A 24,663-nucleotide genomic window follows, 5' to 3' on the forward strand; every position below is an offset into this window, starting at 1 on the left:
AATGGGCTGGAACGCTCTTGGGACTTATAAAACCTTCTATAAACCTTCCCTCCGGGAAGGTTTTGTACTTACTAGATTTGGATGAACGGGAAATCCTCCCGTTTATTCCTCTCAAAAATCGATTTCTTGCCCACGAAAGGGAAAAGCTCCTGCTTATTGGACAAATCAGCTTCGTTTCAGGCAAAACCGGCAGATTAAACGGGAGAAATTCCCGTTTAGTGCTGCCGAAGGGTTGTTTTCATGTAAATAAACAGGAGAAATTCCACTTCGTCCGTTCCCGGATTACGGCTGGCCGCTTCCTCAAATGGAGCGGCTTCTTCGGTAAGTCCAGCGGCTTTTAGGTTTGTCCTGCGCCTAAGGTTTGTCCAACGCTTCCGATTTGTCCAACGCTTCAGGTTCCGAACCCCTGCCGCCAGATCGGTTACACCTGTTGGTCGGCTCCGTATACAGTCCGGAGGCCTGGCTCCGGTTCGTCCGGTTGTACCGTTTCCCGCCCTGTTTTCCGGGACCAAAGGTGAAGGAGGAAATAAAGAATCAGCGCCAAAACGGAAATCGTTCCGGCAGAGAGATACATCGTCCGGTAATCCGTATGGGCCGCGATGATGCCCAAAATATAAGAGCCGAGGCCAAAGCCGAGATCGAACAGCACAAAATAGGTCCCGGTAGCAAGCGCGCGCCGGTGAACGGGAGCCGCCTGGATGGCCAGCGTCTGAAAGCTGGGAAGAATGGCGCCATAGCCCAGTCCGATCAGCCCCGCCGTGGCCAGAAATTCGGGAGCGGAAGAGATCCGGCTGAGCCAGATCATGCCCGCGGTGAACAGGAGGATGCCCGGATAGACGAGCACGTGGGGGCCTCTGCGGTCGAACAAACGGCCGGTAAAAGGCCGGGAAATAAGCACCAAAGCCGCGAATACGATGAAAAAGTAGCTGGCCACCGCGCCCATTCCGATCGACTTGGCATAGACGGAGATGAACGTCGATAGCGATGCATACGAAAAAGCCAGAACAAATCCGGACAGGGACACTGGCACGGATTTTGGCTCGATATACCGCTTGATGCTCCAGTTGCCAAGTGTATTCGGCCGCGGCGTATGGGGAGGAACGGGCGTCAGAATGCCACAGACACAGGCAAGCAGCGAAAAAGCGCTGATCGTCACGAACAGCAGGCCGAAGCCGGCGTGAGCGGTGATCGTGAGGCCGATGAACGGGCCCATAACCATCGCGAGGCTCATGAACAGGCTGAAATAGCCGATGCCCTCGCCCTTGCGGCGTTCCGGAATGACATCAAGCACGATGGCCGAGGTGGCGGTCGCCCCGATCCCGAAGGAAATGCCATGGATAAAACGCAGCAGCAGCAGGGCAGTGTAGCTGTGAATGAACAGGTACAGCACGGAGCAGCCGGTAAACAGCAGGAGCGAGCCGACCACAAGCGCCTTGCGGTTGAACTCGTCCAGCCATCTGCCCGCCAGCGGCCGGAATATTACGGAAGCGATGACGAACACGGTGGTCACCAGCCCGATGTTTTGCCTTTTTCCCTGCAAATTTTCCAGCACGAACGCGGGCAGCGTCACCGTCAAAATATAAAAGGTCATAAAAATAAAAAAACTGCTAAGGCATATAGTCAAAAAATGACGGTTCCACAGACGGTCCTTTTCCAAATCCAATCTCTTCCTTCCCTAATAGTTGTTATAACAAATATATGGAGAGGCAGTAATCTTGTCAATCTGACAATATCCATAGTTTGCCGGGAATTCGTACAGGCAGCGGCCGGTGATTTTCTTTTGGAAAAAAAGGAGTTGACCCTAACACTAGTGTCAGGGTTTATAATGAACGCAAACATTCTCATCATCCGGAAGTGAGATGCAATGAAAATAGGCGAGCTTGCCAAACTGACCGGCGTAAGCGTCCGGTCACTTCGATACTACGAGTCGCAAGGTTTGATTTCGCCGGTCCGTCTGGCCAACGGCTACCGCGAATACTCTCCGCTTGCCGCGGAGACGGTGGAAACGATCCAGCTGTATTTGAATTTGGGACTTACTACAGAGCAAATCGCGGGCTTTTTAAACTGCGTGCTGAAGAACAAGGAAGCGTTCTGCGCGGAGGTGATGCCGCTGTATGAATCCAAACTTAAGGAAATTGACCGGCAGCTGCACCAGCTGACGCAGATCAAGCTTAATCTGGAGGAACGAATGGCTTCCATCCGCCGGGAGCGGGAAGGGTCCGGCGCGGAAAATCCAAGCTGAAAAGAGAAAAGGAGAACTTAAAATGGCGATTAAACATGCGGAAACACCCGAGGTTTTACGGGAAGCGGTGGCTGGCGGCGGCGTAGTGCTTGCCGATTACGGCGCGGCCTGGTGCCCGCCCTGCAGAAATCTGCTGCCGATCCTGGATGAACTGGCCCGGGATTACGGAGACACGGTAACCGTTGTTAAGATAGACTGCGACGAGCAGCCCGAGCTGGCCGCGGAAGCGGGCGTCATGAGTATGCCGACTGTAATTATCTATAAGGGCGGGCAGCCGGTGGATAAGCTGGTCGGCCTAAGCCCGAAATCGGTCTACACGGGCGTGCTGAGCCGGCATCTCGCGTAAACCCTATCCGTCGATAATAATAGATGGAGCAGCGCGGAGTCATCCCGTGAAAAAGCATCAATGCCAACAAGCGGCCTTACACCGGTATTCGACGGTGTAAGGCCGCTTTGGCATGACCTGAATTGGCATGAGAGGGTGAGGGTTACGCCTCACCTCGGGTTTGAAGCGCCGGCCTAACCTTTTTATACTGTCATTGACCAAGAGTGGCCTTTACGGTACCTGGACCCTGTGAGAGCTTGAACGAACGATTATGCTTGCTCAAGGCCGGAACTTGAAGCGAACGGGAAAACCTCCCTTACATTTGCCCGAAAACGGCCGTTTCGGCCAATAAGCAGGAAAACCTCCGGCTTATTGGCGGGTTTTTCAGCATTCCCGGCTGATTGGCTGAATTAAACGGGAGTTTTTCCACCCTATGCTTATTCCAGGCCTCCTTATAAAAAAATAAAAGGGAACAATTCCGCTTCGTCCATCCGGCTGTAGCCCGGTAGGGCCGGAGTTTTTTTCGCTTAGGATATATGAATGGTTCACGGCCAGTACCGGCGCTCATTCCAGTGCGGCGCTGTAAGTGAGAGCTTCCGGCACGTCGACGACGGTGTTCCGGCGAAGCGCCTCCGTCAGCTCGGCTTGAAGCTTACCGACGAAGGCATTCCACGTATCGCGGCTGGCGCCCAGCTCCTTGCGGCCGATCTTCTCCAGCCTATCCAGCCACATGCGTTTGTCGGTGATTTCACCGAGCTCTGACTGGATGTCTTTATATATCGCTTCATTCGCGTGAAATTTCTGATCCAGTGCGAAGGACGCCGCGTTTGCGGTGTAACGGATACGCTTGGCGAGCAGCCTTAGCTTGTGCAGTTCATCCAGCGCCTCGCTGGATGCCGGGTCTTCCTGCCCAAGCAGCTCCTTGCACCGTTTCTTCTGCTGCTCAAAAGCGACCTCAAGCTCGCGCATCGCGACATTGACATCCTGTTCGGCAACGAGGGCGGGCAGACGTTCCTTGATAAAATCATTCCATTTGCCGTCCTTCTCACCATTTAGCATCCCGGGCAGCTCATCAGCCAATTTCCCGCGCTGCCTTGTGCGCTTCTCTTTTTGATGCAGAATAACCGCTTTCAACAGCTTGGCGGTCTTCTTGTCGCCTTCGAGCTTCGCTTCCTTCCGCCGTTCTTTGAAGGATTGGATGAGCACGTCGGCATCCCTGACTTGGCCCAGGCGCTTCTGGGAACGCTTGAAATACGCGCGGAGGCCTGATGCATCCTCAGGATCGAGAATGGACAGCAGTGTGATCAGCTTGCGGCTGCTCACCCGCGCCTGGTGAACAGCTTCGTCGTCGAAATCCTTCAGCGCCTTTTTTCCAAAATCCAGATAGCTTGCATATAGCTCCGACATGGCCTGCTCCCATTGCTGCGCCCGGCTTGCCTCGGCGCCTTGGACTTCTGTGCCTGTTGTCATTAGGTATCACTCCCGATTTTATTGTCACCTGCTGGACCGTGCTTCAGAGGATTGAGCATAGCGGTAATAAATGGTGTGTAACCTTTTGTGTATTCAGAGCGTCTTAATTTTAGAATACCGTGATTATAGTCACATTACAATTCATGCGGGAGAAAGGGTGAGACAGATGTTGAAAAAAATAGCGGCACTCTGCATCGGCCTCGGGCTGACCGTTTCGATAACCGGAGGGGGGCCAGGCGGAACGCCTTCTGCGCAGGCGGCCGTCCCTGCCGGAATGGTGGCCGTGACGATCAATGGGGTAACCCTGAAGCTTCAGTCTCAGGCTTATGTCACGAAAGGAAGAGTGATGGTCCCCCTTCGCGAAATGGCGGCGGGGATGGGTGCGCAGCTGTCCTGGAATGCGACCGCCCGCACAGCGACGCTCCGGAGAGCTCCGCATCTGGTCAAAATTACGGCCGGAAGCAGCCGGGCAGTGAAGGACGGCGGAACCGTCCTGCTGGATGCCCCGGCCGAAATTCGCGCCGGCCGGGTGTATATTCCGCTGCGCTTCTCGGCGGAGAGCATGGGCGGGACGGTGACCTGGAACGTGCGGACAGGCACGGCCGATATTGTGCTGCCGCTTGACCCGGCAAGCGCGAAGGCGGTCATTGCTGACCGCGCCAAAGAAGCGGTGCTGGCGCTGAAGAAGAAAGACTGGACAACTCTTTCTTCCATGATCCATTCGAGAGGCGTCCGCTTCTCACCCTACGGCCATGTCGACACCGCGAAGGACATTGTCCTGAGCTGGAGCGAAATCGCCGCGGCCGGCACGGATCAGACCGTCCGAACCTGGGGCGAATATGACGGGACAGGCGATCCCATCAAGCTGACCTTTGCCCAGTACTATAATAAATTTATATACAGCGCCGACTTTGCGGATGCCCCGGAAATGGGCTACAATCAGACCATCGGCTTCGGCAATTCGCTGAATAATGCGCGGAATGTATACCCGGATGCCATCTTGGTCGAATACCATTTCGACGGATTCGATCCGCAGTATGCCGGGATGGACTGGCAGAGTCTGCGGCTTGCATTCGTCAAGGAAGGCGGGCAGTGGATGCTTGCAGGCATCATACATGATCAATGGACGATATGAGTAAAATCAGTCAACCAAACGGATCGGACGGGCTTCATTCCGATCCGTCAGCAGCGCTTCCCGGGCGTATGGCGCTCTTCGAGCACCTGTCCGGCAGCGCGGCGGAAAGAGAAGGGGGCGGCGATATGCTGATCCCCTTCGCCTTTGAGGAGACGCTGTGCCGGGATGTCGGCGCAGGGCTTGCGCCGCCTTCGGTGCACCTGTGGAGCCACCCCGGCGGGGTTGCACTCGGCCTGCGGGACAGCCGCTTGCCCTTCGCCGGGCAGGCGATGCAGAGCCTGGAAGCGCGCGGCATCCGCGCGGCGGTCAGACATTCCGGCGGCGCGGCGGTTCCCCTTGATCAGGGAGTCGTTAACGTCTCCCTGATCCTGCCCAAGAGCCGGGGAACGCTCGACTTTCACCGCGACTTTCGCCTCTTGGCTTCCCTGATCGCGGAGGCAGCGGGCTTCTCCCATCCTTCCGCCGCCGCGCAAATCTTGGCGGGAGAAGTCAAAGGCTCTTACTGCCCCGGCGATTACGACCTGTCCATCGGGGGCCGGAAATTTTGCGGCATCGCCCAGCGGCGGCAGAGCCATGCGTACTTTGTGCACGCCTTCGTCGTGGTGGGCGGCTCCGGGCAGGAACGCGGCGAGCTGGTGCGCCGCTTCTATGAGGAAGCGGCCCAAGGCGCCGAGGGCCTGGATTATCCGAAGGTGCAGCCGGAGATAATCGGCGCACTGGGCGAGCTGGGCGGCCCGGATTCGGCGGCCGTGTTCGCGGACGGCATTCGAAGAGCGGTAACCGCCCGGGGGACGGAGCTGGTGAAGGCTGCCGATCAGGCGGAGGAGACTGGCTACCGTCTCGGGTACGGCGATCCAAGGGTGCTGGAAGCGGCCAAAATGCTGCGCGAGCGGTACGCCCAGTGAGCCGCGGTATAGGTATGCGGCTAAAATGCTAAGAAGCGAGCAGGTCTCCGGGTTACTGGGGACCTGCTCGCTTCTGTTTTGGGGCTGCAGCCGTTGAGGCGATCCCTAAGTCATCTGCGATGACTTTTGGGACAGCCTCGCTGATTGCTCTATCCGGCAATTCCCGAGCCGGACCCCGGGTAGGAACCCGGCAATCGCACCGACCGCAGCGGACAAGGTCAGGCTCATTGCGGTTTTCGTTTTGGCGCCCTCCCAAACCGGCCTGAGTGCAGGTTTTTTCACCCAAAGTGTATGATCCATAAGCAAATCCTGCCATCGTACAGGAATTTCAGGCTGTGCCGACTGAATTTGAGGCTGTGCGAAGAAATTCCTGCATGATCGCAGGCTTGTCATACACTGGCTGTTCTCAGGCGGCCCAAAGATGCACAATTTCAGGTTTTTGCAATGGTCCGATATCATTCAGGTAATTGTATGGCCCGAATTCCATTTGGCTTGGTGCACACTCCATATCTTGTTGGGCATACCCTTGAATACGGAGGATTACCGTGTAAATCAGCAGGCTCCGGACTCCCTTCATACGAAGCCTAAGGCAGGGTGACTGTGAAGCTGTCAAATTTGATTTTTCCCGACGCATGATGAGGAGTGAAAGTTAAGGTTTTTGTTCCGGGTGGAAGCGGATCGAACAGCTCGGTGCCGGTGGAATAATATTTGCCATCCCGGAATTGACTGCTGGTTCCGCCGAAGTGGGAACCAAGCCTATGCCCTGATTCATCCGTCGCACCGACGGTTATATAGTCGACCGAATCTTGGTCCTCGGACACCGCGCTATAGGTAAGCCGCATACCCGCTGGTCCAATCACCAGATCGGATACCGTCAGTTCAACGCCGCCGGATTTCTGCTTATGGCCGATCGCGATGAGCTTGGTGCCGGGCTGCTTGGCCACAGGTATGGCGAAGTTCCACTTTTTCTGTCTGTCCTCCGTGCTGAGAGTCAGTCCAAGCTTGAACCGGTCCGGCAAATCCGCCGGTGAGTCGACTTCCAAAATCCCCGTATGATAGGTCGGGGTAATTTCGGTTAGATTTCCCCCCGTCGAGAAATTCGCTGGCGTTCCGTTGACGGTAAACTCGTTTCTCATAATGATATATTCCTCTCCCATCGGCTTCTCCGTCTCCAGCGAGTATCCGATACTTAAACGCGTCCCGTCGTAGAACACCTCATTGATCGTAATCGAGTCGCCGCCGGATACCTTGGTTATGCCAACCGCTGAAGTTAATCCGTACTCGCTGACGTTCTTCAAGCCGCTGTCCCCGATCTGGCTGAACACCGAGCCAATGACCGGAATTTGGGACACAATGCTTGCCATTGCGGGAGACAAGGCCGCCGAACCGAGCAGAAGACCGCAAGCAACCGCCGCCGCCCCCGCTGTATACCCTATTTTTCTAAGTATCTTCGTTCTCTTGCCTGCACCGGCTTCCTGAACCGTCTTCGTAATGATGGCGTCCAGCTTGTCGTGGGGTACCGGAATCGTGTCGATTTCTTGTTTAAAGGAATGAATTTCTTGGATCATCGCCAGCGGCTCCTTTCAGCTTTTTTCGCAAAATCGATAGGCCCCGGTGAATATTCGTCTTGACCGTTCCTTCCGGGCAGTCCAGCATTTCGGAAATCTGTTTGACCGAGTAATCCTTGTAGTAGCGAAGCAGCAGCACCGTCTTGTATTTCTCCTCAAGCGTCTCCATGGCCTCAAGAAGATCAAGCTGATCCTCCAGCTGAAGCTGATACGAATCCCCGATATGTTCAAGCGCTTCCGGACTCATGGCGGTAATCTTGCGGTTTTTTTTCAAGGAAGAAATAGCTGTATTAATCAGAATCCGCGTGAGCCAGGTGGAAAAATAACGGCTGTCCTGCAGCGAGGATATCGACTTGAACGCCTTATACACGGTCTCCTGAAAAACCTCCAGCGCATCCGTCTCGTTTCTCATGTACACATAGGCCATTCTGTAGAGCTTTTCTTTTTCTGCATGAATGAGCGCCTGAAACGCATCCGGATCGCCGCGCATGGCGCGAGGGACCAAATCTGCCGTTGTACTCATTACCCCGCCTCCTTTTCTCCTTAATTAGAGATTTCGGGCCCAAAAAACGTTTCAGCTTCTTTCTTTTTACATCATCGCCCGCAGGTGAAGGAACGGCTTGTAATATAAATCATATAAAAATGATTCTATTGCAATTTATATAGGAGAAGAGCTTCCGAGATTGAACGCAGAGAATTTGGATTTTTTTATAAAAAGGAGAGAACTACTGATGAACAAAACGCTTAACAAAGATTTTACCGAGATTGTTGCCGGGCGGCGCTCCATTCGCAAATATGACCCTGCCGTAAAAATCAGCAAAGAGGAAATGACGCAAATTCTGGAGGAAGCGACGCTTGCGCCTTCTTCGGTCAACATGCAGCCCTGGCGTTTTCTCGTGATCGAAAGTCCGGAGGGAAAAGCGACCTTGGCCCCGCTCGCCATGTTCAACAAGGTGCAGGTGGAGACTTCCGCGGCGGTGATCGCCATTTTCGCGGACCTGAACAGCTTCGACTATGCCGAAGAGATTTACGGCACCGCCGTAGAGCGCGGCTGGATGCCGGCCGATGTGAAGGAAAGACAGATCGCCGGGCTGACCAAGTATTTCGCTACCCTGCCGCCGCAGGTCAACAAAGAAAATGTGCTGATTGACGCCGGTCTGGTCACAATGCAGCTGATGCTGGTCGCCCGCGCTCACGGCTATGATACGAATGCAATCGGCGGCTATGAAAAGGACAAGGTCTCCGAAGTCTTCGGCATGGATAAGGAACGCTATGCGCCCGTTATGCTGCTCTCGATCGGGAAAGCTGCGGAGGAGGGCTACACTTCGGTCCGGCTGCCGGTCGAAAGAATCGCAGAATGGAAATAACTAGATTCGGAGAGTAAAATATAGAGGAACACGACAAGGAGGGAAATCGAAATTATGATCATTATTCATGCTAAGTTCTACGTCAATCCGGAAAAAAGAGAAGGCTTCTTAGCCGAGGTTAAGCCGCTGATCGCGGAAAGCCAAGCTGAAGAGGGCAACATCTACTACGACCTGTACGAGCAATCGGAGCAAAAGAATGTGTTCATTATGGTTGAAGCCTGGCGTGATTCCGAGGCTGTAAAGTTCCATAACGCAACCAGCCATTTCACGTCCTTTGCAGGCAAAGCGGGAGAATTCCTGTCGGCGCCGCTGGAAGTGAAGTTATATAACGCCGAAGAAACAAACGTGTAACAAGCGGCCGCGAAGGGCTTTACGAAGCGTTCGGCTTATCCAAAAAGAAACGGCTGCACCGTACCTTAAGGGCGGGGCAGCCGTTTTTTGCAGCCGTTTTTTCATGGAAGAATGTATAGCGGAAACGGCATTGCCTTTGTAGGCGGGATGTCGTTTCTTTGTTATGGGCTGGAGAAGAAGGGCCGCTCCATCAGGTGTACAGCTCGGGTCTCCGGTCGGCGAATACCGGGATTTGACGCCTGGCTTCCCGCACTTTGGAAAGATCCAGCTCGCCGGTTATAATTTCTTCTCCTTCGCCCGCTTCGCAGAGGATTTCTCCCCACGGATCGATAATCATCGAATGTCCGGCAAAAACATTGGCGGGATCGGAGCCCGCCCGGTTGCAGGCAACCACATAGCATTGGTTCTCGATCGCCCGGCTGACGAGCAGCGCGCGCCAGTGGGCAAGGCGCGGCAGCGGCCATTCGGCGGCGGCGAACAGCACCTCGGCCCCGGCAGTCATATGGGCGCGAATCCACTCCGGGAACCGGATATCGTAGCAGATGACACCGGCGGAGGAAATCCCGTCAAGATCGAACAGCCCTTTGGATGCGCCGGGCTGGAGATACAGATGCTCATCCATCAGACGGAACAGATGCAGCTTGCTGTATTCGAGGACAGGCTGGCCTTCGCGGTTTACGGCAAACATGGTGTTCGTTGTCCCGTCCGCGCGCTGCCAGGCGGTGGAGCCGGCGACAATGTTGATGCCGTATTCTTTGGCCAGGCCGCCGATAAACGTGAGTGCCTCTTTTCCTTCGGGATCGGCCATTTCGCCGAGCCGCGTCAAATCGTAGCCGGTCGTCCACAGCTCGGGCAGCAGCAGACAGTCCGGCTTACCGGCCGCTGCAAGGCGGATAACGCGCTCCGCCGTGGCGTAGTTGGCCTCCGGCTGGCCGAAAGCGATGTCGAGCTGAAGCAGGGAAACTTTCATTGGGCGGTGCACCTCCTTATGTATAGCACTATACGTTCCCTCGGGGGCCAAGGCAATACCGCTGTCCCTTGGAAGTCTTTTCACTAAAGTCGCGCGATATTGACAAAACCGGCTGACGGAAGGTAAAAAAAGAGGAGATAACAGAAGGAAAGAGGGGGCCGACATGAAAATAACGATAATCCGCGCCGCAGAGCGCTATGGTGAAATCTATTTCTCCACGGCCTATGGCGAGGGCAAGGGGCAATGGCTCGGCGCTTCTCCCTTTGTTGGCGGAGCGGAATACGAGGCCGAGCTTGAGCTTCCCGAGCTCTTTATCAAATGGGTCGACCTCGTCCCGGCGCCCGGGCAGCCGCCCGCGATCTCGACTCAAGGGGACAAGAACGTTCTGACCGGAACGCTGGAGGATATCGAGGAGGACGGAACGGCCTATATGCGGCTCGGAGAGTCGCTCATTATGTTCGAATGCCTCGGCGAGCCTATGGCGATTGGCGGCACGGTGGAGCTTACGGCCGGGATCTTGCGCATTTATCCAGCCGTTTACTAGCGCAGAAGGGGAAGCCATTTCGAAGTCCGGCGATGCGGCGTCCGCAGGCGGCGGGGTTGTGCGGGGTGGCTTCCATGGGTATGCTTATATAACGGACGTTATGCTTGAAGCGAAGATTGAAAGAAGCTGTGAGGAGCGTAAGCAATATGAACAGTGATATTCAACAATTTAAAAGCGAGTTTTTCAAGGCGCTGGCTCATCCGATGCGCATCCGCATACTGGAGCTGCTGAGCGAAGGGGAGAAGAACGTCAACGAGATGCAGGCGATTCTCGGTTCGGAGGGCTCCGCCGTATCGCAGCAGCTCGCTGTTCTGCGGGCGAAGAATGTGGTGAACAGCGTGAAGGATGGCACCTCGGTCATCTATTCGCTCCGTGATCCGCTGATCAAGGACTTGCTGGCCGTGGCCAAGCAGATTTTCGATAATCATCTGGTCAACGCCATTTCCCTGCTTGAGGAGATCCGCAGCGAATAAATGCTGCGGTTTCCGGCAAGGTGAACGGGATAGCGTCTTCAGGCGGTATTGCTGCCGGGCGCTTATTTTTAGCATTGACAACAAAAAAATACAGGAGTAATGTGTCCTATATATTCAAATAATCAGATATTCAAAGAAAAGAAGGTTATGACATGATCGGATGGAGCCGATTTCAGGACTACAGCTTGAGTTCTCTGCGAAAAGACCTTGTTTCCGGCATGATTGTCGGTGTTATTGCCATTCCTCTTGGAATGGCTTTTGCTATTGCATCGGGCGTCAAGCCGGAATACGGCATTTACACGACGATTGTTGCAGGCATTCTCATTTCGCTGCTCGGCGGATCAAGATTTCAGATCGGAGGCCCGACAGGCGCTTTTATCCCGATTCTGTTCGCCATCGGGGCGAAGTACGGCTACGAGAATCTGCTTATAGCGGGCATGATGGCCGGCATCATTCTTGTCCTGATGGGCGCGCTCCGGCTCGGCGTCCTCATCAAATTCATTCCGAAGCCCGTGACGATCGGATTTACCGCTGGGATCGCCGTCATCATTTTTACTGGACAAATCGCGAGCTTCCTCGGTCTGAAGGGGATTGAGCGGCATGAGAGATTTGTGGACAACATGCACGAAATCGGCCTTCATCTCTGGACGATGAATCCGTACAGCCTACTGACCGCCGCAATCTGCCTGGCGGTTATCCTGCTGACGGCCCGGTTCGCGCCCCGGGTTCCAGGCTCGCTGATCGGCCTGATCGCTGCCAGCGTGGTGGCGGCACTGCTGTTCAGCGGCAAGGTCGCGACAATCGGCTCGGCTTACGGAGACATCCCGAACACGCTGCCGAGCTTCCGCTTCCCTGAGATTACCTGGGAGCGGATCGGGTCACTGCTGCGGCCCGCGTTCCTGATCGCGATGCTGGGCGCAATTGAGTCTCTGCTGTCGGCCGTCGTGGCCGACGGGATGAGCGGCACCCGGCATGACAGCAACCGGGAGCTGATCGGCCAGGGCATCGCCAACATCGCGGTGCCGCTGTTCGGCGGAATTCCGGCGACCGGCGCGATTGCCCGGACGGCGACCAATATCAAGAGCGGGGCCGCTTCCCCGGTGTCCGGCGTGATTCACGGCGCCGTCGTATTCCTGATTCTGCTGCTGTTCGCTCCATATGCTTCAAGCATTCCGCTGGCGGCAATGTCACCGATTCTGATGGTGGTCGCCTGGAACATGAGCGAACGGAAAGCTTTTCTTCGATTGCTCAAGACGAAGACGGGAGATTCGCTGGTGCTGCTGATCACCTTTCTGCTCACGGTCTTCGCCGATCTGACGGCCGCCGTGGAAGTGGGGCTGGTGCTCGCCGTTATCCTGTTCGTGAAACGGATGGGCGAGGTGCATCTGGTCTCCAAGGTGCTGCCCGATCCGGAGTCGGTCAAAGTGGGGCCGCACATGGTTTCCGAGGAGCATGACTGCCCGCAGATCGGCATATACAACGTGGAAGGCCCGCTGTTCTTCGGGGCGGCGTACCGTTTTGAGAACACGATGCCCGGCGCCGGGCCGGATCAGCCGAGAGTAGTTCTCCTGCGGATGAGCAAGGTGCCGCTGATGGATACGACCGGCGAGAGCAATCTGGCGGGGCTTGTTAGGCATTTGGAGAGTTCGGGCGGCAAGCTGCTCATCTCCTGCATCCAGCCCCAGCCGCTTGAGCTGCTGCGCAAGACCGGACTCTACGAGCGGATCGGCGCTTCCCGGTTCTACGAACATACGGGAGAGGCCATCAATGAAGCGCTCCGGACCGTCTCCAGGGAGCAGTGCATCGGCTGCCGTCATGCCGCCTTCCGCGAATGCGCCGCCTTGTCCGGCTATGAGGAAGCGCAGAACCGGCTTGGGTTCAAGGCACGCTCCAAGGCGGAAGCCGTACGCTGATTAATTGGCGGCGGCAATGTGAAGATACATCAACAAAAGGTCCGGGCGAACAGCGCCTGGGCCTTTTTGGGTGGACGCGGGCCTTTCTTCTTTTATACAATGGGGGAATATACATTATCGCTGATAAGGAGAATGCAAACCGATGAAGGAGCTGAATTATCCGAAGGTCTTTCTGATGCTTGCCGGTCTGACTCTGGCAACGCTTGCCGTGTATGGCATCGTTTCGCTGCGGACCGATGACTTCTACAAGTTTCTGATCTGGAATCTGTTCTTGGCCTGGCTGCCGTTTCTGTTCTCGCTGGCGGCGCATGCCTTATATAAGCGGAATTCACGCAGTCTGCTGCAGTTTCCGCTTGGGGCGGCCTGGCTTGTCTTTTTTCCAAATGCCCCATATATTATGACTGATCTGCTTCATCTGACGATTCGCAGCGGGATTTATATTGTTGACGGCGTCGTCCAGAGCCGGTTCTGGTATGATCTGGCCATGCTGCTGTTGTTCACCTGGACCGCTTGGCTGACCGGATTTTTCTCGCTGTATCAATTTCAGACGGTGATTTGGCGCAGAAGCGGCCTTCTGGTGTCCTGGCTGTTCGTGCTGGTTGCCTGCGCGCTGGGAGGGTACGGGGTGCTGCTGGGTCGGGTATACCGCCTGAACAGCTGGGATGTGCTGACCGACAGGCACCGGTTGTATCAGTTGATGCTGGACAGTGTGAACCGGCAGTCCGTCTTTTTCAGCCTGTTCATCGCCCTTGTGCTGCTGGTCATCTACACGACGCTGTACAGTCTGCTGAATGCGCGCGGAAGCAGGGACACCCTCCGGTGGCGGAACTAATCCAGCGGGTCCGGGTCGTGGCCGAACCGCTTCAGGTCTATCGTTCCGAGGTCGTCGAACTCGACGCCCTCGCCGAGAAGGTAGAGCCGCTGAAGCTCGCCCGCTTCTCCGTCCTCCAAAGAGATCCTTCCCTTGGCATTGATAATCCGGTGCCAGGGAAGCTGGTGGCTGCGGCTCATGGAATGCAGAATCCGCACGACCTGCCTCGCTCCCCGCGGGCTCCCCGCTGCGGCGGCGACCCCTCCGTATGTCATGACCCTTCCTTCGGGGATGGACTGCATGATGCGTATGGCTTTTTCGGTAAACGGCTTCACTTTTGTACTTCCTTCCTGCCATGGTGATGTCCCTCAATTATAGCAAAAAAAGAATAAATTGCTGGATGATCGGCTGCCCGTGAGGGGAGCCGATTTTTTGGCGTGCAGGCCCTGCGGATTTCCACCGCCTGTTCAATACAGGTATAATAGGAAGCATCAGGGCGATAGGCCCGGTTTTACGCGATCAATCGTTCTTAGGAGGCGGCCGGGAAAATGGCGGATAAGGTCATGAAGTACATAACTTTGCCTTCGCATTGGGGCAGGGAAGTCAGACATAAATACTACTCGCAGGAATCGGACACGCTGGTTGTCGTGTTTCCGGGGAGAAACTACCCGGCGGAACTCCCGCTGCTGCATTATGCCGGCAAGTCTGCGCTGGAGTACGGCTGCGATCTGCTGCTGCTGGAATATGGCTACCAGAGCGCGCGGGTCGATCTGAAGCGTGAGGAAATGGGGATTATCGAGGAAGAGTGTGGGCAGGCGCTGTCGGCGGTCCCCGGGTACAAACGGCTGCTGTTCATCGGCAAAAGCATCGGCTCGGTCATCGCGGGCAGACTGGCTACCGATTACGATCCGTCCGTGCAGCTGGATTGCCTGTATCTGACGCCGCTGCCGGAGACGATTCCGTATATCAAGCGGACGGGCGGGACCGTGATTTACGGCGGTGGCGATCCGCTGTTCAGCGAAGAGGACACGGCTGGGATCCGTGGGCTTACGGATGTGTCTCTGTATAGAATCGACGAGGCGAATCATTCGCTGGAGGTCGGCAGCGTCAACGAGTCCTTGGCTGTTCTTATTGTCGTTAATAATTTAGTGCATGAATTTTTTCGCGGAGCGCTGGGCTCGTGAGGAGAAGTTACAAAAACGCAGAGAGAGGCGGATGACCATGATACTCGAAGCGGCTATGCTTCACATCAAGCAGGGAATGACGAAGGCGTTCGAAGACAGCTTCAGGAAGGCTTCGCCCCTCATTTCCTCCATAGACGGCTATTTGGGCCACGAGTTGCAGCAATGTCTGGAAGACGATCACAAATACCTGCTGCTCGTCCGCTGGCGGAATCTTGAAGATCACACGGTCGGATTCAGGGAATCCCCGCAGTATGCGGAGTGGAAGGCGCTGCTGCATCACTATTACAGCCCGTTTCCGGCAGTGGAGCATTTTGCCCGCATCAGTCTGGAATAAGTGAAGGAAGTAGGAGGCGGCCCTATGGGAAAATATATTGCCCTGATTCGCGGCATCAACGTCGGAGGGAATAAAATCGTCAAAATGCAGGATTTGAAGACAATGCTTCAGTCGCTCGGTTTTCAAAACGTAAAGACGTATATTCAGAGCGGCAACATCGTGCTGGACGGCGGAGATGCGGATGCCGAGGCCATAAGGGGTTCTATTGAAAAAGGCATCAGCGATACCTTCGGTTTCGACGCCTCCGTGATCATCCGCACCGAGGAAGAGGTGAAGTCGGTGATCGCGAACAATCCGTTCGAGCTGACCGAACCGGAGGAGTTCAAGCGGTTGTACGTTTTATTTCTGGCCGGAGAGCTGACGGAAGAAGCGCTGGCGCGGCTTGGGCCTTATGAGGACGGAGAGGACAAGCTGCGCGTCATCGGCAAGGAGATGTACATTCTCTACAGCACCAAGGTGAGCGACTCCCCGCTGTTCAAGGTCCCTCTGGAAAAAATCATGGGCGTGTCCGCAACGTCCCGCAACTGGAACACGGTAAGCAAGCTTGCGGTGATGGCAGCGGAAGGTTGATTTGAAGAAAAAATAGCGGGGGGATTTTGCTTAAATACTTCCCGGATCTCCGGGTATGGATTGGGAAATAAGCTGCTTCCGGCACGCTGCCGGTGGCAGCTTATTTGCTTTGATATACAACGAGATTACGAGGCTGATTATGAGTCGTATGCCTTGAAGCGGCGGTAAGCGGGACAGCCGTTTCTACCCGAAAAGCCTCCGGCGAACCGGTCTACCATGAGCGTTTCGAAGGAGGCCATCGGAGAGGCAGTATACCGAGGGCGTTTCGGAGGAGCCTTCGGTGAGGCAGTCTACCGTCAGTGTTTCAAATGAGGCCTTCGGCGAGCCAGTCTACCGTGAGAGTTTCAAAGGAGGCCCTCGGAGAGCCAGTCTACAGGCGGCGATACCAAAGCGGCCTGCAGCGGCGCGAGTTTGCGAAGAATTCCGTCGTTTATGCATCTTTTTTTCTCGTAAATCCCTCCCCCTGATTCAATTCCTGCAAATGCGCAGGTACTTGGCATCCAATCTCCCCATAGCGGCTGTTCAAGCAAAAATACCTGCACAATGGCATCCATTTCTTTCTCCTTGGGCGAAACTCATCGCGAAACATGCAGATTTGCAGGAATTGCTGCCTGCTCTACCTGCTCTACCTGCTCTACCTGCTCTACCTGCTCTACCTGCTCTACCTGCTCTACCTGCTCTACCTGATCTGCCTGATCCACCTGCTCTACCTGATCTACCTCTGCCTGAGCTGTCTGCTCTACCTGCTCTACCTGATCTGCTTGATCTACCTGCTCTGCCTAATCTATCTAATCTACCTAATCTACCTATCCCGGAACAGACCGCACAGGGGTCCGAACAGACCGAAGCAGACCACACAGATAGAAGCCGACCGGACAAAACGAACTAATGAGCTGTTCCCTCAACCCTTTTTCTGCACGAAGATAGGTGGTATGACTTGCCGGCTGCCGACCTGTTCCTTCAGCAAACATTCAGCCCGGATTCATTATGAGTTAAGGTAGGGGTGCCATAATACATTACGGAAGAGGAAGCGGCAAGCCCTGCGGCGGGCCGGAAGAAACAAGAGCGGACGGAGAGTGGTAAAGATGAAATTTATCAGGAAAATGGGGTCTGATCCCGTTCTTTTGGCCATATTGCTGCTGGCGGCATTTTTGTACGGCTACGGGATCTGGAACGACAAGTACGTGAATTTGTACTATACAAGCGCGGTAGGGAGTATGCTGCAGAGCTGGCATAACTTCTTTTATGCCTCGCTGGACTCGGCAGGATCGGTGACGGTGGATAAGCCTCCGGTTGTGTTCTGGATACAGACGCTGTTCGCGTGGGTGCTCGGACTTAAGGGTTGGAGCGTGATCCTTCCCCAGGCGCTGGCCGGAGTGGGCTCGGTCCTGTTGATCTACCTGCTTGTAAAGCCCACCTTTGGCAAAACGGCGGCCCGGTTCGGCGCTCTGGCGATGGCGCTCACGCCGGTGGCGGCGGCCGTCAGCAGAACGAATAATATTGATGCCATGCTGGTGTTCACATTGCTGCTGGCGGCGTGGTTTTTGTTCAGGGGCACGAGAAGCGGCAACTTTGGCAGTCTGATCGCCGCGTTCGCTTTAATCGGCGTGGCGTTCAACGAGAAGATGCTGCAGGCATATATGGTGGTTCCGGCTTTCTATCTTTTTTATTGGCTGGCCTATAAGATTAATTGGAAGAAAAAAACAGGCATCCTGGCGGCATGCACCGCCGTTATGCTGGTCATCTCCGTGTCCTGGGCGGTAATCGTTGATTCGATTCCTGCGAGTGAGCGCCCTTTTATCGGCAGCAGCACGACCAACTCGGTCATGAAGCTGGCCTTCGGTTATAACGGCGTGTCGCGTCTGACCGGCGACCGCAACAATGGCGGCGGAAGCTTCCCGCGCGGCATGAATGGCGAGATGCCTGCATGGAACGGCGCCATGCCGGGAATGAACGGCGGCACGGACGGAACCTCAGGGGCCTCGGTGAACCCGAACGGGAACGGCACGGGCGCTCAAGGGGCAGGCCCCGCGTCCGGTATGCAGGACGGCACCTCGGGCGCCTCGGTGAACCCGAACGGGAACGGCGCGGGCGCTCAAGGGGCAGGCCCCGCATCCGGCGTGCAGGACGGAACCTCGGCGGACGATGGCCGTCAAGGTAGAGGAATGGCCGGGCAATTCCCGGGGAATGGGACGGATGACGGCGGCCGGCGGGCGTTCGGTCAGATGGGGGATGGCCGCGGAGGTATGGGCGGCGGGATGTTCAATACCGGCACGGCGGGGCCGCTGCGTCTGTTCCAGTTGGAGCTGTCGGGACAGGCCAGTTGGCTGATTCCTTTCATCCTCTTTGGCTGCATCGCCATCTTCGCTAATCTTCGCAGAAGACATTTCACTCAGCAGCATAAAGAAGCTATTTTTTGGCTGGCGTGGCTGCTGCCGGTTGCGGGATTTTTCAGCATCGCGGGCTTCTTTCACCAATACTATCTCATTATGATGGGTCCTCCGATCGCGGCGCTGGCCGGGGTGGGCTACGTCAAAATGCGGGATCTGTACCGCGGCCATTCGGGTTGGCTCTCCTGGCTGCTTCCGGCGGCGGTGCTGGCAACGGCAGTATTCCAATGGTACATTCTGCATCCGTATAACGCGACCATCGGGGCCGGCTGGTCCATCGGCGTGCTGGCCGCGGGCATTGTTCTTGCGGCGGCCCTGGCGATCCCTAAGATCGGCGGAAAGCCGATCGCCCGGTTCGTGGCGGCCGCAGGACTGCTCGTGCTTCTGATCGGCCCGCTGTACTGGTCGCTTACGCCGATCGCCTACGGCCTGAACAGCATGACCCCGGCAGCGGGGCCGGACAGCCGCGAAGGCATGGGCGGCGGAATGAGAGACGGCATGGGCATGAACGCAGTCGCCCAGGCCCAGGGCGCACCCGGCGGAACGGCCCCGGATGGAGCGGGTACCCCGGACGGCGCTAATGCCCAGGACGGAACGGGTACCCCAAGCGGTGACGGCACCGGGGACAGCCGCAGTGCCGGCGGCCAGTTCGGGTTCGACCGGAACGGCGGCGAGAGCGTCGATGAATCGCTGGTGGCCTATCTGAAAGAGCATAACACCGGTGAGCAATATCTGTTCGCCACGATGAATTACAGCACGGGCGGCCCGTACATCATCGAAGGCAACAAGGTTGTCATTCTCAACGGCTTCTCCGGCTCAGATGTGGTCTACACGACGGACAGCCTTGCGGCGCTGGTGAAGAGCGGCCAGGTCAAATACTTCTATGTCTCCGGCGGCGGCATGGGCGGCGGACGCGAGGGGAACTCGAGCCTTACGACATGGATCACCGAGAACTGCACGGAAATTCCGGCCTCGGAGTGGCAGGGTACAGGCGGCACAGCAAGCGGCACGCTCTACGAGGTTACCCTGAACTGACCGCCAAACAGCATGTATTACGGGCGGGCGCGCCGAAGACCTGACTTCGGGGCGTTTGCCCATCTATTTTTAACAAAGGGGGAGCTGCTCATGAATACCAACGTGCGCTATTCCGTAATTATTCCGATGTACAACGAGGAAGCAGTGATTCAGGAGACCTACCGGCGGATCAAAAAAGTGATGGACACCACGAATGAGCCGTATGAGCTGATCTTTGTCAATGACGGCAGCGCCGACAACTGCGCGCAGATGATCGAGGAGTACAGCTGCTGGGACGAGAGCGTGAAGCTGATCGACCTCTCCCGCAACTTCGGCCACCAGATCGCCATTACCGCAGGGATGGACTACGCCCTCGGGGATGCGGTTATCATTATCGACGCGGATTTGCAGGACCCGCCTGAATTGATTTTGCAGATGATCGGGGAATGGAAGAACGGCTATGAGGTGGTGTACGCCAAACGGGTGAAGCGAAACGGCGAGACATTTTTCAAAAAATGGACAGCAAGTCTGTTCTACCGGGTGCTCGCCTATTCGACCGACATCAACATTCCGGTGGATACGGGGGATTTTCGTCTGATCGACCGCAAGGTATGCGATGAGCTGAAGCGCCTGCCGGAAAAAAACCGGTTCGTGCGGGGGCTGGTCAGCTGGGTGGGCTTCCGCCAGAAGGCGATTGAATATGAACGCGACGAGCGGCTGGCCGGAGAGACGAAATATCCGCTGAAGCGGATGATCAAGCTGTCGCTGGACGGAATCACTTCTTTTTCATACAAGCCGCTGAAGCTGGCCGGATTCCTTGGCGCTCTGCTGTCGGCGTCGGGGTTTCTGTATCTGCTGTACGTGCTCTATCTGGCCATTTTTACCGATTCCGCCGTCAAGGGCTGGGCTTCGGTCATCGGAATTACCCTGACCTTCAACGGCTTCATCCTTCTGATGCTCGGCATTCTGGGCGAATACGTCGGCCGCATCTACGATGAGTCCAAAGGACGCCCGCTGTACATTGTGCAGGAGGTATACCCGGGGAAAAAGAAGCCGCAGCCGGTTGGTTTAAAAACGGCACAGTATGAGTCGAAGTAACGTTTTGGCCAGCTCGGGTGAAAGGGCTGAACTGTAAGATTAGATGCAGCATTCAGAAGTATCTGAAACGGCTGTCTCCGTACGTACCGGCGTTTAAGATTCAGCGCGGCGAACCGTATCACAAGTAGCGGCAAGTTTTTTTGGAGTAAAGCTCGCAGAAGCCTATATTCACAGCATACCGGCCGTAGGAGCAGGGCAGGCCGCACTCCGGTTGGAGTAAAACGTAGATATTTTTCCTGAGAGATTGTTTATGCTACAGAATGATGATTTCCTTGAAGGGACTTTTGCCGGTCTTCGGTGGGTCTTTTGGTATGGTCGAAAAAGCTTCTGGCTGAGACTATACGATGATTATTGCGGATATGCGGCCTGGAATGTTGTCATGGCGGGGATGGCCGGGTAATAGAGATGATTAGAACTTTCGAATTTGGCTGGAGTGAAGCCAAGGAAACGGAGGGACAAATCATGGAGGCACAGACAGTATCAGGCATCAGCCCAGTACAAGCCATTGCAGCTTACGGAGGCACAGAGAGCGATGTCAGTTCCCTGGAGAAACAGCGAAACCGGCTGATGATGGAGCTGGACAAGGCGAATGCGGCGCAGGGTAGCGAGATGCAGACTCCTTATCGCCGGGAGCAGCTGCAGCGGCAAATCCGGCTGCTGGAGGCCCAACTGGTGCAGAAAAGCGGGAGCAGCACCCCGGTCCATTTTGTACCGGCTTCTCCGCTTCAAGACCATCTACCGCTCTGGCGGACTGAAGGAAAGGTAGGCCTTAAAGTCATCGGTCTAACCGATCCCCGGACGGCGACGGTGAACTCGGAGGGCCATTTCGACGCGTTGATTTAGACCAGAAAGCGAAGGTACAGGAAACCCGGTAATGAACCGGCTTTTCCGTACCTTTTTGCTTTAAGAGGCGGCAGTGTATCGATTCTACTGTACTAAACTATCCAATTCCGGCTTCAATTTGTTCCGCAGAACATACAGCATGACGGCACAGACAAGGAAGGCGACGGCATCCGCAATGACAAGCGACCAGACCACCCCGTGGAAGCCGTTCATGTGATTGGCGATATAAAGCACAGGAATCAGCGTAATTCCTTGAATAATTGACATGATAAACGCGGCCGTTCCTTGCGCTGTGGCTTGGAAGATCCCCGTAAACAATGTGGTCATCCCTGTAATGAACAAGGATAAGAACGTTACATGCAGAATGTAGCTGCCCATTTCAATTAATTGCGGGTCATTTGTAAAAAGACCAATTAAATGGTCGGAAATCAAATAGACGACAATGCCGAATACGGCTGCTAACACCACGATTGCTTTACTCGTAAATCCAATGGTATGCTTCATGCGCAATTTATCCGCTGTAAAAGAGAAGGCAATAAGCGGCACAACTCCCTCGCATAAACCCATCAGAATAAACTCAGGAAACTGCAATAAACGTGATGAAATTCCGTAAGCCGCTACGGCCGAATCCCCATATTCGACAAGGAAATGGTTAAAGATGAGCGACATTGCGCCCAAAAAGATGCTCATAATAAAGACGGGAACCCCGATTTTGAATACATTGCCCAGAATGTCCTTGGTAGCCTTGAACCATTTTACGGAGACCGTTAAGAATTGGCTCTTATACCCCATATGGAAGGCGTAGTATACACTCGCAACCAAGTTAGAAATGACCGTAGCCGACGCAACGCCGATCACGTCCCATTGGAACACGAAGATGACGAGCGCATCGAGAATGATATTTACAACAACACTGAGAATCATACCGATCATAGACGTGATGGCTGCACCCTCTGAGCGCACGATATTCTCCAGCGTGAAGAATAATACGACGAATGGTGAACCGATAAGCATAACCGTGACATAGTCCTTCGTGAATTCGAAGGAGTCAGGCGTTGCCCCCAGGCCGTGTACGATTAGTTCGATCAACGGGAGACCCACGGCCATCAGGATAAGTCCGAGAACTAAACTGCTGTAAAAAGCGAATGAAGATACATGCTTTACATCATCATATCTCTTCTCTCCCAGCAAACGGGAGATGAATGTGCCGCTGCCCATGCCAATCAAGTTGCCCAGCGCCATAATGATTGCGAATAGCGGCAAGGTTAGTGCGAGTGCGGTTAACATAGCAGTATTATGGAGTGTACCAAGGAAATAGGCATTCAAGATGGAGTATATGACATTCATTGATGTGCCTAGCATCATCGGTACAGCGAAATGAGCTACGGCCTTTGCGACCGGTGCTTTTTCAAAGTAATAGAGGTTTTCTGCATCCATGTTGGATCACTACTTTCTTTGTTTTTTCTAGTCTAACAGTGTTAGATTGAACCTTACAGTGTTAGATGATATCATGAACCTATAAACCTGTAAAGCATAAACTTACACTGTTAGATAAAAGGGCGGATAATGATGAAAAAGCAACAGCCTCAAATTTCGGAGGACAGGATTCTGGAAGCCTCATGGGAGCTTCTCGGAGAGGAGGACATTGAGAAATTCAGCATGAGACGATTGGCCGACAGGCTGGGGATTCAGGCTCCCTCCCTGTACTGGTACTTCAAGAGTAAACAAAATCTTTACCAGCGCCTGGCCAATCAGGTATCGAAGGTGATCCTGGAGGAGTTCCACTCCGAGGGGGATTGGAAGGAGCAACTGACAGGGCTTGCCGTAACAGTACGGAGCGTGCTCAGCCGATATCCCTGCTCCACTCAGCTCATGATGATGACGCTGCCCCACGAACCGGACATCATCCGGTTCACCAACCGTATGCTGCTCTGCGTGGAATCGACTCCGCTTGAGCAAGCGCAGAAAATGCAAGTGGTGACTACGCTTGTGAACTATGTTTTCTACTTCGTTCTGGACGATTATCAGCATGAGCGCAATGTCTCCGCGATCCTTAAGGACCAGGGAGCGCCTCCGGGTGAGGAGATGATTCGCCTTCTGGACTCCATGAGCGAGACGGATGCGGGACTGTTTCGGAGGATGTTCACGAACGGGCTGTTCGAGCTGATGGGGACCGACGGGGCATTTGAGTTCGGCTTGAAGCTGATTCTGCTCGGGATTGAGCAAGTGATCAAGGAGCAGGAGAAGTAGTATGTAAAAAACGCTCATTCGGTTATCGGATAGGCGTTTTCAATGAGGAATATATATGATATGAGGGGTTCAAGCCCAACAGCCTATACTTTTATTTCCAAGTCACCTATATTGAAAAGGATATCCAGACGCAGAATTAGTTAAATAAATTATGGCCTTTAATACGCAGAGTGGCTTTCGGATTCTCAAAGAATATATAGGAGAAACAGGGCCAATGGTAATGCCCAGCTTGTTGCTCATTTTGAAAAGGTGGTCTCTCAAAAACTTGCCGCTTCAGCCAGCGCGGCGAACTGTATCATAAGTAACGGCAAGTTTTTTCGGAAAATCCCGCAGCGGGCTTGGAAAGATGCTTTGCCACCCATGGGTCTGGGATGGGCCACTAGGGGCGGAGATGCCTCCGCAAACGCGCTTCTGTGAGCTTTTGGGGGACCACAGAACGATGCGGTATCTGGAGGGGGACTTTTGCTTGCGGAAAGCAAAAGTCCCCTACCTCGCCAAGGTCGAACTTTTCGACGAACTCGACTGCGCGGCAGAGAAGTTCGTCGCCGTTGCAACTCAGTCCGGCAAAGTTGAGGATGCGCAGGTCGTCGCCCGCTTCCAGATAGACGATCGGCCCGTGCTGGTCGAGGCAGAACACGTCCTCTGTTTTGTCTCTCAACTCGCCCTCAAGTTGGTGAAAGTACCCGTCAATGTGGTCGACAAGCGTTGCGGGTGTGGTTCCGTCCCGGCGCAGGACGCCAAAGTCTTGCTGTGTCTTGATGATCCTCATTCTTATGTCCCCCCTGAAAATGAAAATGCCCCCTTGAAAAAGGGATCGTGGTACTGGGTCATGAATATGATATATGTCTGAAAGTTTGCTTGAAGCGGTTGACGGGCAGAAATGCTCAATAAGATTACGCATTGTAA

General features: G+C 54.9%; 26 protein-coding genes. 18 read left to right on the forward strand and 8 right to left on the reverse strand.

Annotation, left to right across the window (positions count from 1 at the left end):
• Positions 1–421 precede the first annotated feature (421 nt).
• Positions 422–1,657 carry an MFS transporter gene (locus PSAB_RS02410; protein WP_025332998.1) on the reverse strand — a complete coding sequence of 412 codons (1,236 nt, stop codon included), beginning with the start codon at positions 1,655–1,657 and terminating at the stop codon, positions 422–424.
• Positions 1,658–1,864: 207 nt separating this feature from the next.
• Here PSAB_RS02410 and PSAB_RS02415 point away from each other — a divergent pair, with 207 nt between their 5' ends.
• Both PSAB_RS02415 and PSAB_RS02420 read left to right on the forward strand, forming a co-directional pair.
• On the forward strand, positions 1,865–2,242 hold the full coding sequence (locus PSAB_RS02415) for a MerR family transcriptional regulator (RefSeq protein ID WP_025332999.1): 378 nt from the start codon (positions 1,865–1,867) through the stop codon (positions 2,240–2,242).
• Positions 2,243–2,264: 22 nt separating this feature from the next.
• Positions 2,265–2,588, forward strand: a complete 324-nt coding sequence (locus PSAB_RS02420; protein ID WP_025333000.1) for a thioredoxin family protein — start codon at positions 2,265–2,267, stop codon at positions 2,586–2,588.
• A gap of 543 nt (positions 2,589–3,131) precedes the next feature.
• Here the strand turns inward: PSAB_RS02420 and PSAB_RS02425 are convergent.
• A complete protein-coding gene (locus PSAB_RS02425) occupies positions 3,132–4,037 on the reverse strand; it encodes a CHAD domain-containing protein (protein WP_025333001.1) in 906 nt (301 codons plus the stop codon).
• A 166-nt stretch (positions 4,038–4,203) separates the two neighbouring features.
• Here PSAB_RS02425 and PSAB_RS02430 point away from each other — a divergent pair, with 166 nt between their 5' ends.
• Positions 4,204–5,172 (forward strand): copper amine oxidase N-terminal domain-containing protein, encoded by a 969-nt coding sequence (locus tag PSAB_RS02430; RefSeq protein ID WP_025333002.1) that lies wholly within the window; start codon positions 4,204–4,206, stop codon positions 5,170–5,172.
• Entirely contained in the window at positions 5,169–6,077 is a 909-nt protein-coding gene (locus PSAB_RS02435; protein WP_038596408.1) for a lipoate--protein ligase family protein, read from the forward strand. Before PSAB_RS02430 ends, PSAB_RS02435 begins: the two co-directional genes overlap by 4 nt.
• A gap of 584 nt (positions 6,078–6,661) precedes the next feature.
• On the opposite strand, the gene PSAB_RS02445 is transcribed toward PSAB_RS02435, so the two are convergent.
• Positions 6,662–7,645, reverse strand: a complete 984-nt coding sequence (locus PSAB_RS02445; protein WP_025333005.1) for a DUF4179 domain-containing protein — start codon at positions 7,643–7,645, stop codon at positions 6,662–6,664.
• A complete protein-coding gene (locus PSAB_RS02450) occupies positions 7,620–8,168 on the reverse strand; it encodes a sigma-70 family RNA polymerase sigma factor (protein WP_025333006.1) in 549 nt (182 codons plus the stop codon). The genes PSAB_RS02445 and PSAB_RS02450 overlap by 26 nt, the downstream gene beginning before the upstream one ends.
• Before the next feature lie 208 nt (positions 8,169–8,376).
• Between PSAB_RS02450 and PSAB_RS02455 the strand changes: the two genes are divergently transcribed.
• Both PSAB_RS02455 and PSAB_RS02460 read left to right on the forward strand, forming a co-directional pair.
• A complete protein-coding gene (locus PSAB_RS02455; RefSeq protein WP_025333007.1) occupies positions 8,377–9,012 on the forward strand; it encodes a nitroreductase family protein in 636 nt (211 codons plus the stop codon).
• A gap of 54 nt (positions 9,013–9,066) precedes the next feature.
• Complete coding sequence (locus PSAB_RS02460; protein ID WP_025333008.1) at positions 9,067–9,363, forward strand: putative quinol monooxygenase; 297 nt, start codon at positions 9,067–9,069, stop codon at positions 9,361–9,363.
• 190 nt (positions 9,364–9,553) lie between these two features.
• Here PSAB_RS02460 and PSAB_RS02465 read toward each other — a convergent pair whose 3' ends face one another.
• Complete coding sequence (locus PSAB_RS02465; RefSeq protein WP_025333009.1) at positions 9,554–10,333, reverse strand: carbon-nitrogen family hydrolase; 780 nt, start codon at positions 10,331–10,333, stop codon at positions 9,554–9,556.
• Between the two features lie 163 nt (positions 10,334–10,496).
• Between PSAB_RS02465 and PSAB_RS02470 the strand changes: the two genes are divergently transcribed.
• The 4 genes from PSAB_RS02470 (at position 10,497) to PSAB_RS02485 (ending at position 14,095) form a co-directional block, all read left to right on the forward strand.
• The gene (locus PSAB_RS02470) at positions 10,497–10,877 is read left to right on the forward strand and encodes a hypothetical protein (RefSeq protein WP_025333010.1); all 381 of its coding nucleotides are present in this window, start codon (positions 10,497–10,499) and stop codon (positions 10,875–10,877) included.
• A gap of 146 nt (positions 10,878–11,023) precedes the next feature.
• Positions 11,024–11,350 carry an ArsR/SmtB family transcription factor gene (locus PSAB_RS02475; RefSeq protein WP_025333011.1) on the forward strand — a complete coding sequence of 109 codons (327 nt, stop codon included), beginning with the start codon at positions 11,024–11,026 and terminating at the stop codon, positions 11,348–11,350.
• Between the two features lie 152 nt (positions 11,351–11,502).
• The gene (locus tag PSAB_RS02480; RefSeq protein WP_025333012.1) at positions 11,503–13,263 is read left to right on the forward strand and encodes a SulP family inorganic anion transporter; all 1,761 of its coding nucleotides are present in this window, start codon (positions 11,503–11,505) and stop codon (positions 13,261–13,263) included.
• Positions 13,264–13,405: 142 nt separating this feature from the next.
• Positions 13,406–14,095 carry a DUF1361 domain-containing protein gene (locus tag PSAB_RS02485; protein ID WP_025333013.1) on the forward strand — a complete coding sequence of 230 codons (690 nt, stop codon included), beginning with the start codon at positions 13,406–13,408 and terminating at the stop codon, positions 14,093–14,095.
• Here PSAB_RS02485 and PSAB_RS02490 read toward each other — a convergent pair.
• Positions 14,092–14,409, reverse strand: a complete 318-nt coding sequence (locus tag PSAB_RS02490) for an MGMT family protein (RefSeq protein ID WP_025333014.1) — start codon at positions 14,407–14,409, stop codon at positions 14,092–14,094. The two genes, PSAB_RS02485 and PSAB_RS02490, sit on opposite strands and share 4 nt — an antisense overlap.
• Positions 14,410–14,622: 213 nt before the next feature.
• On the opposite strand from PSAB_RS02490, the gene PSAB_RS02495 reads away from it, so the two are divergent.
• Genes PSAB_RS02495 through PSAB_RS02505 form a run of 3 tightly spaced genes read left to right on the forward strand, consistent with a single transcriptional unit; the run spans position 14,623 to position 16,162 of the window.
• A complete protein-coding gene (locus PSAB_RS02495; protein WP_025333015.1) occupies positions 14,623–15,258 on the forward strand; it encodes an alpha/beta hydrolase in 636 nt (211 codons plus the stop codon).
• A 37-nt stretch (positions 15,259–15,295) separates the two neighbouring features.
• Positions 15,296–15,592: an antibiotic biosynthesis monooxygenase family protein gene (locus PSAB_RS02500; protein WP_025333016.1), complete on the forward strand. Its 297-nt coding sequence runs from the start codon at positions 15,296–15,298 to the stop codon at positions 15,590–15,592.
• Positions 15,593–15,616: 24 nt separating this feature from the next.
• Positions 15,617–16,162, forward strand: coding sequence for a DUF1697 domain-containing protein (locus PSAB_RS02505; RefSeq protein WP_025333017.1), 546 nt, complete (start codon positions 15,617–15,619; stop codon positions 16,160–16,162).
• Between the two features lie 344 nt (positions 16,163–16,506).
• Here the strand turns inward: PSAB_RS02505 and PSAB_RS25665 are convergent, their stop codons facing one another.
• Positions 16,507–16,716: a hypothetical protein gene (locus tag PSAB_RS25665; protein WP_025333018.1), complete on the reverse strand. Its 210-nt coding sequence runs from the start codon at positions 16,714–16,716 to the stop codon at positions 16,507–16,509.
• Positions 16,717–17,247: 531 nt separating this feature from the next.
• On the opposite strand from PSAB_RS25665, the gene PSAB_RS02515 reads away from it, so the two are divergent.
• The 3 genes from PSAB_RS02515 (at position 17,248) to PSAB_RS02525 (ending at position 21,507) form a co-directional block, all read left to right on the forward strand.
• Positions 17,248–19,587, forward strand: coding sequence for a glycosyltransferase family 39 protein (locus PSAB_RS02515; protein WP_051529701.1), 2,340 nt, complete (start codon positions 17,248–17,250; stop codon positions 19,585–19,587).
• 90 nt (positions 19,588–19,677) lie between these two features.
• Positions 19,678–20,664, forward strand: a complete 987-nt coding sequence (locus PSAB_RS02520) for a glycosyltransferase family 2 protein (protein ID WP_025333021.1) — start codon at positions 19,678–19,680, stop codon at positions 20,662–20,664.
• Between the two features lie 462 nt (positions 20,665–21,126).
• Positions 21,127–21,507 (forward strand): hypothetical protein, encoded by a 381-nt coding sequence (locus tag PSAB_RS02525; protein WP_144240458.1) that lies wholly within the window; start codon positions 21,127–21,129, stop codon positions 21,505–21,507.
• A gap of 84 nt (positions 21,508–21,591) precedes the next feature.
• Here the strand turns inward: PSAB_RS02525 and PSAB_RS02530 are convergent, their stop codons facing one another.
• Positions 21,592–22,944: an MATE family efflux transporter gene (locus tag PSAB_RS02530; RefSeq protein WP_025333023.1), complete on the reverse strand. Its 1,353-nt coding sequence runs from the start codon at positions 22,942–22,944 to the stop codon at positions 21,592–21,594.
• A gap of 132 nt (positions 22,945–23,076) precedes the next feature.
• Here PSAB_RS02530 and PSAB_RS02535 point away from each other — a divergent pair, with 132 nt between their 5' ends.
• Together PSAB_RS02535 and PSAB_RS25320 are read left to right on the forward strand one after the other, a co-directional pair.
• A complete protein-coding gene (locus PSAB_RS02535) occupies positions 23,077–23,757 on the forward strand; it encodes a TetR/AcrR family transcriptional regulator (protein WP_025333024.1) in 681 nt (226 codons plus the stop codon).
• A gap of 466 nt (positions 23,758–24,223) precedes the next feature.
• The gene (locus PSAB_RS25320) at positions 24,224–24,607 is read left to right on the forward strand and encodes a hypothetical protein (RefSeq protein ID WP_144240459.1); all 384 of its coding nucleotides are present in this window, start codon (positions 24,224–24,226) and stop codon (positions 24,605–24,607) included.
• Positions 24,608–24,663: the final 56 nt, after the last annotated feature.

Origin of the sequence: Paenibacillus sabinae T27 (genome assembly GCF_000612505.1) — a bacterium.
GTDB lineage: Bacteria > Bacillota > Bacilli > Paenibacillales > Paenibacillaceae > Paenibacillus_AQ > Paenibacillus_AQ sabinae.

What these genes read in the sequence shown, in the direction of transcription:
- PSAB_RS02415 (WP_025332999.1), top strand. Translation starts at nt 1,865, where the DNA reads ATGAAAATAGGCGAGCTTGCCAAACTGACCGGCGTAAGCGTCCGGTCA.
- PSAB_RS02420 (WP_025333000.1), top strand. Translation starts at nt 2,265, where the DNA reads ATGGCGATTAAACATGCGGAAACACCCGAGGTTTTACGGGAAGCGGTG.
- PSAB_RS02425 (WP_025333001.1), bottom strand. Translation starts at nt 4,037, where the DNA reads ATGACAACAGGCACAGAAGTCCAAGGCGCCGAGGCAAGCCGGGCGCAG.
- PSAB_RS02430 (WP_025333002.1), top strand. Translation starts at nt 4,204, where the DNA reads ATGTTGAAAAAAATAGCGGCACTCTGCATCGGCCTCGGGCTGACCGTT.
- PSAB_RS02435 (WP_038596408.1), top strand. Translation starts at nt 5,169, where the DNA reads ATGAGTAAAATCAGTCAACCAAACGGATCGGACGGGCTTCATTCCGAT.
- PSAB_RS02445 (WP_025333005.1), bottom strand. Translation starts at nt 7,645, where the DNA reads ATGATCCAAGAAATTCATTCCTTTAAACAAGAAATCGACACGATTCCG.
- PSAB_RS02450 (WP_025333006.1), bottom strand. Translation starts at nt 8,168, where the DNA reads ATGAGTACAACGGCAGATTTGGTCCCTCGCGCCATGCGCGGCGATCCG.
- PSAB_RS02455 (WP_025333007.1), top strand. Translation starts at nt 8,377, where the DNA reads ATGAACAAAACGCTTAACAAAGATTTTACCGAGATTGTTGCCGGGCGG.
- PSAB_RS02460 (WP_025333008.1), top strand. Translation starts at nt 9,067, where the DNA reads ATGATCATTATTCATGCTAAGTTCTACGTCAATCCGGAAAAAAGAGAA.
- PSAB_RS02465 (WP_025333009.1), bottom strand. Translation starts at nt 10,333, where the DNA reads ATGAAAGTTTCCCTGCTTCAGCTCGACATCGCTTTCGGCCAGCCGGAG.
- PSAB_RS02470 (WP_025333010.1), top strand. Translation starts at nt 10,497, where the DNA reads ATGAAAATAACGATAATCCGCGCCGCAGAGCGCTATGGTGAAATCTAT.
- PSAB_RS02475 (WP_025333011.1), top strand. Translation starts at nt 11,024, where the DNA reads ATGAACAGTGATATTCAACAATTTAAAAGCGAGTTTTTCAAGGCGCTG.
- PSAB_RS02480 (WP_025333012.1), top strand. Translation starts at nt 11,503, where the DNA reads ATGATCGGATGGAGCCGATTTCAGGACTACAGCTTGAGTTCTCTGCGA.
- PSAB_RS02485 (WP_025333013.1), top strand. Translation starts at nt 13,406, where the DNA reads ATGAAGGAGCTGAATTATCCGAAGGTCTTTCTGATGCTTGCCGGTCTG.
- PSAB_RS02495 (WP_025333015.1), top strand. Translation starts at nt 14,623, where the DNA reads ATGGCGGATAAGGTCATGAAGTACATAACTTTGCCTTCGCATTGGGGC.
- PSAB_RS02500 (WP_025333016.1), top strand. Translation starts at nt 15,296, where the DNA reads ATGATACTCGAAGCGGCTATGCTTCACATCAAGCAGGGAATGACGAAG.
- PSAB_RS02505 (WP_025333017.1), top strand. Translation starts at nt 15,617, where the DNA reads ATGGGAAAATATATTGCCCTGATTCGCGGCATCAACGTCGGAGGGAAT.
- PSAB_RS25665 (WP_025333018.1), bottom strand. Translation starts at nt 16,716, where the DNA reads ATGGATGCCATTGTGCAGGTATTTTTGCTTGAACAGCCGCTATGGGGA.
- PSAB_RS02515 (WP_051529701.1), top strand. Translation starts at nt 17,248, where the DNA reads ATGAAATTTATCAGGAAAATGGGGTCTGATCCCGTTCTTTTGGCCATA.
- PSAB_RS02520 (WP_025333021.1), top strand. Translation starts at nt 19,678, where the DNA reads ATGAATACCAACGTGCGCTATTCCGTAATTATTCCGATGTACAACGAG.
- PSAB_RS02525 (WP_144240458.1), top strand. Translation starts at nt 21,127, where the DNA reads ATGGAGGCACAGACAGTATCAGGCATCAGCCCAGTACAAGCCATTGCA.
- PSAB_RS02530 (WP_025333023.1), bottom strand. Translation starts at nt 22,944, where the DNA reads ATGGATGCAGAAAACCTCTATTACTTTGAAAAAGCACCGGTCGCAAAG.
- PSAB_RS02535 (WP_025333024.1), top strand. Translation starts at nt 23,077, where the DNA reads ATGAAAAAGCAACAGCCTCAAATTTCGGAGGACAGGATTCTGGAAGCC.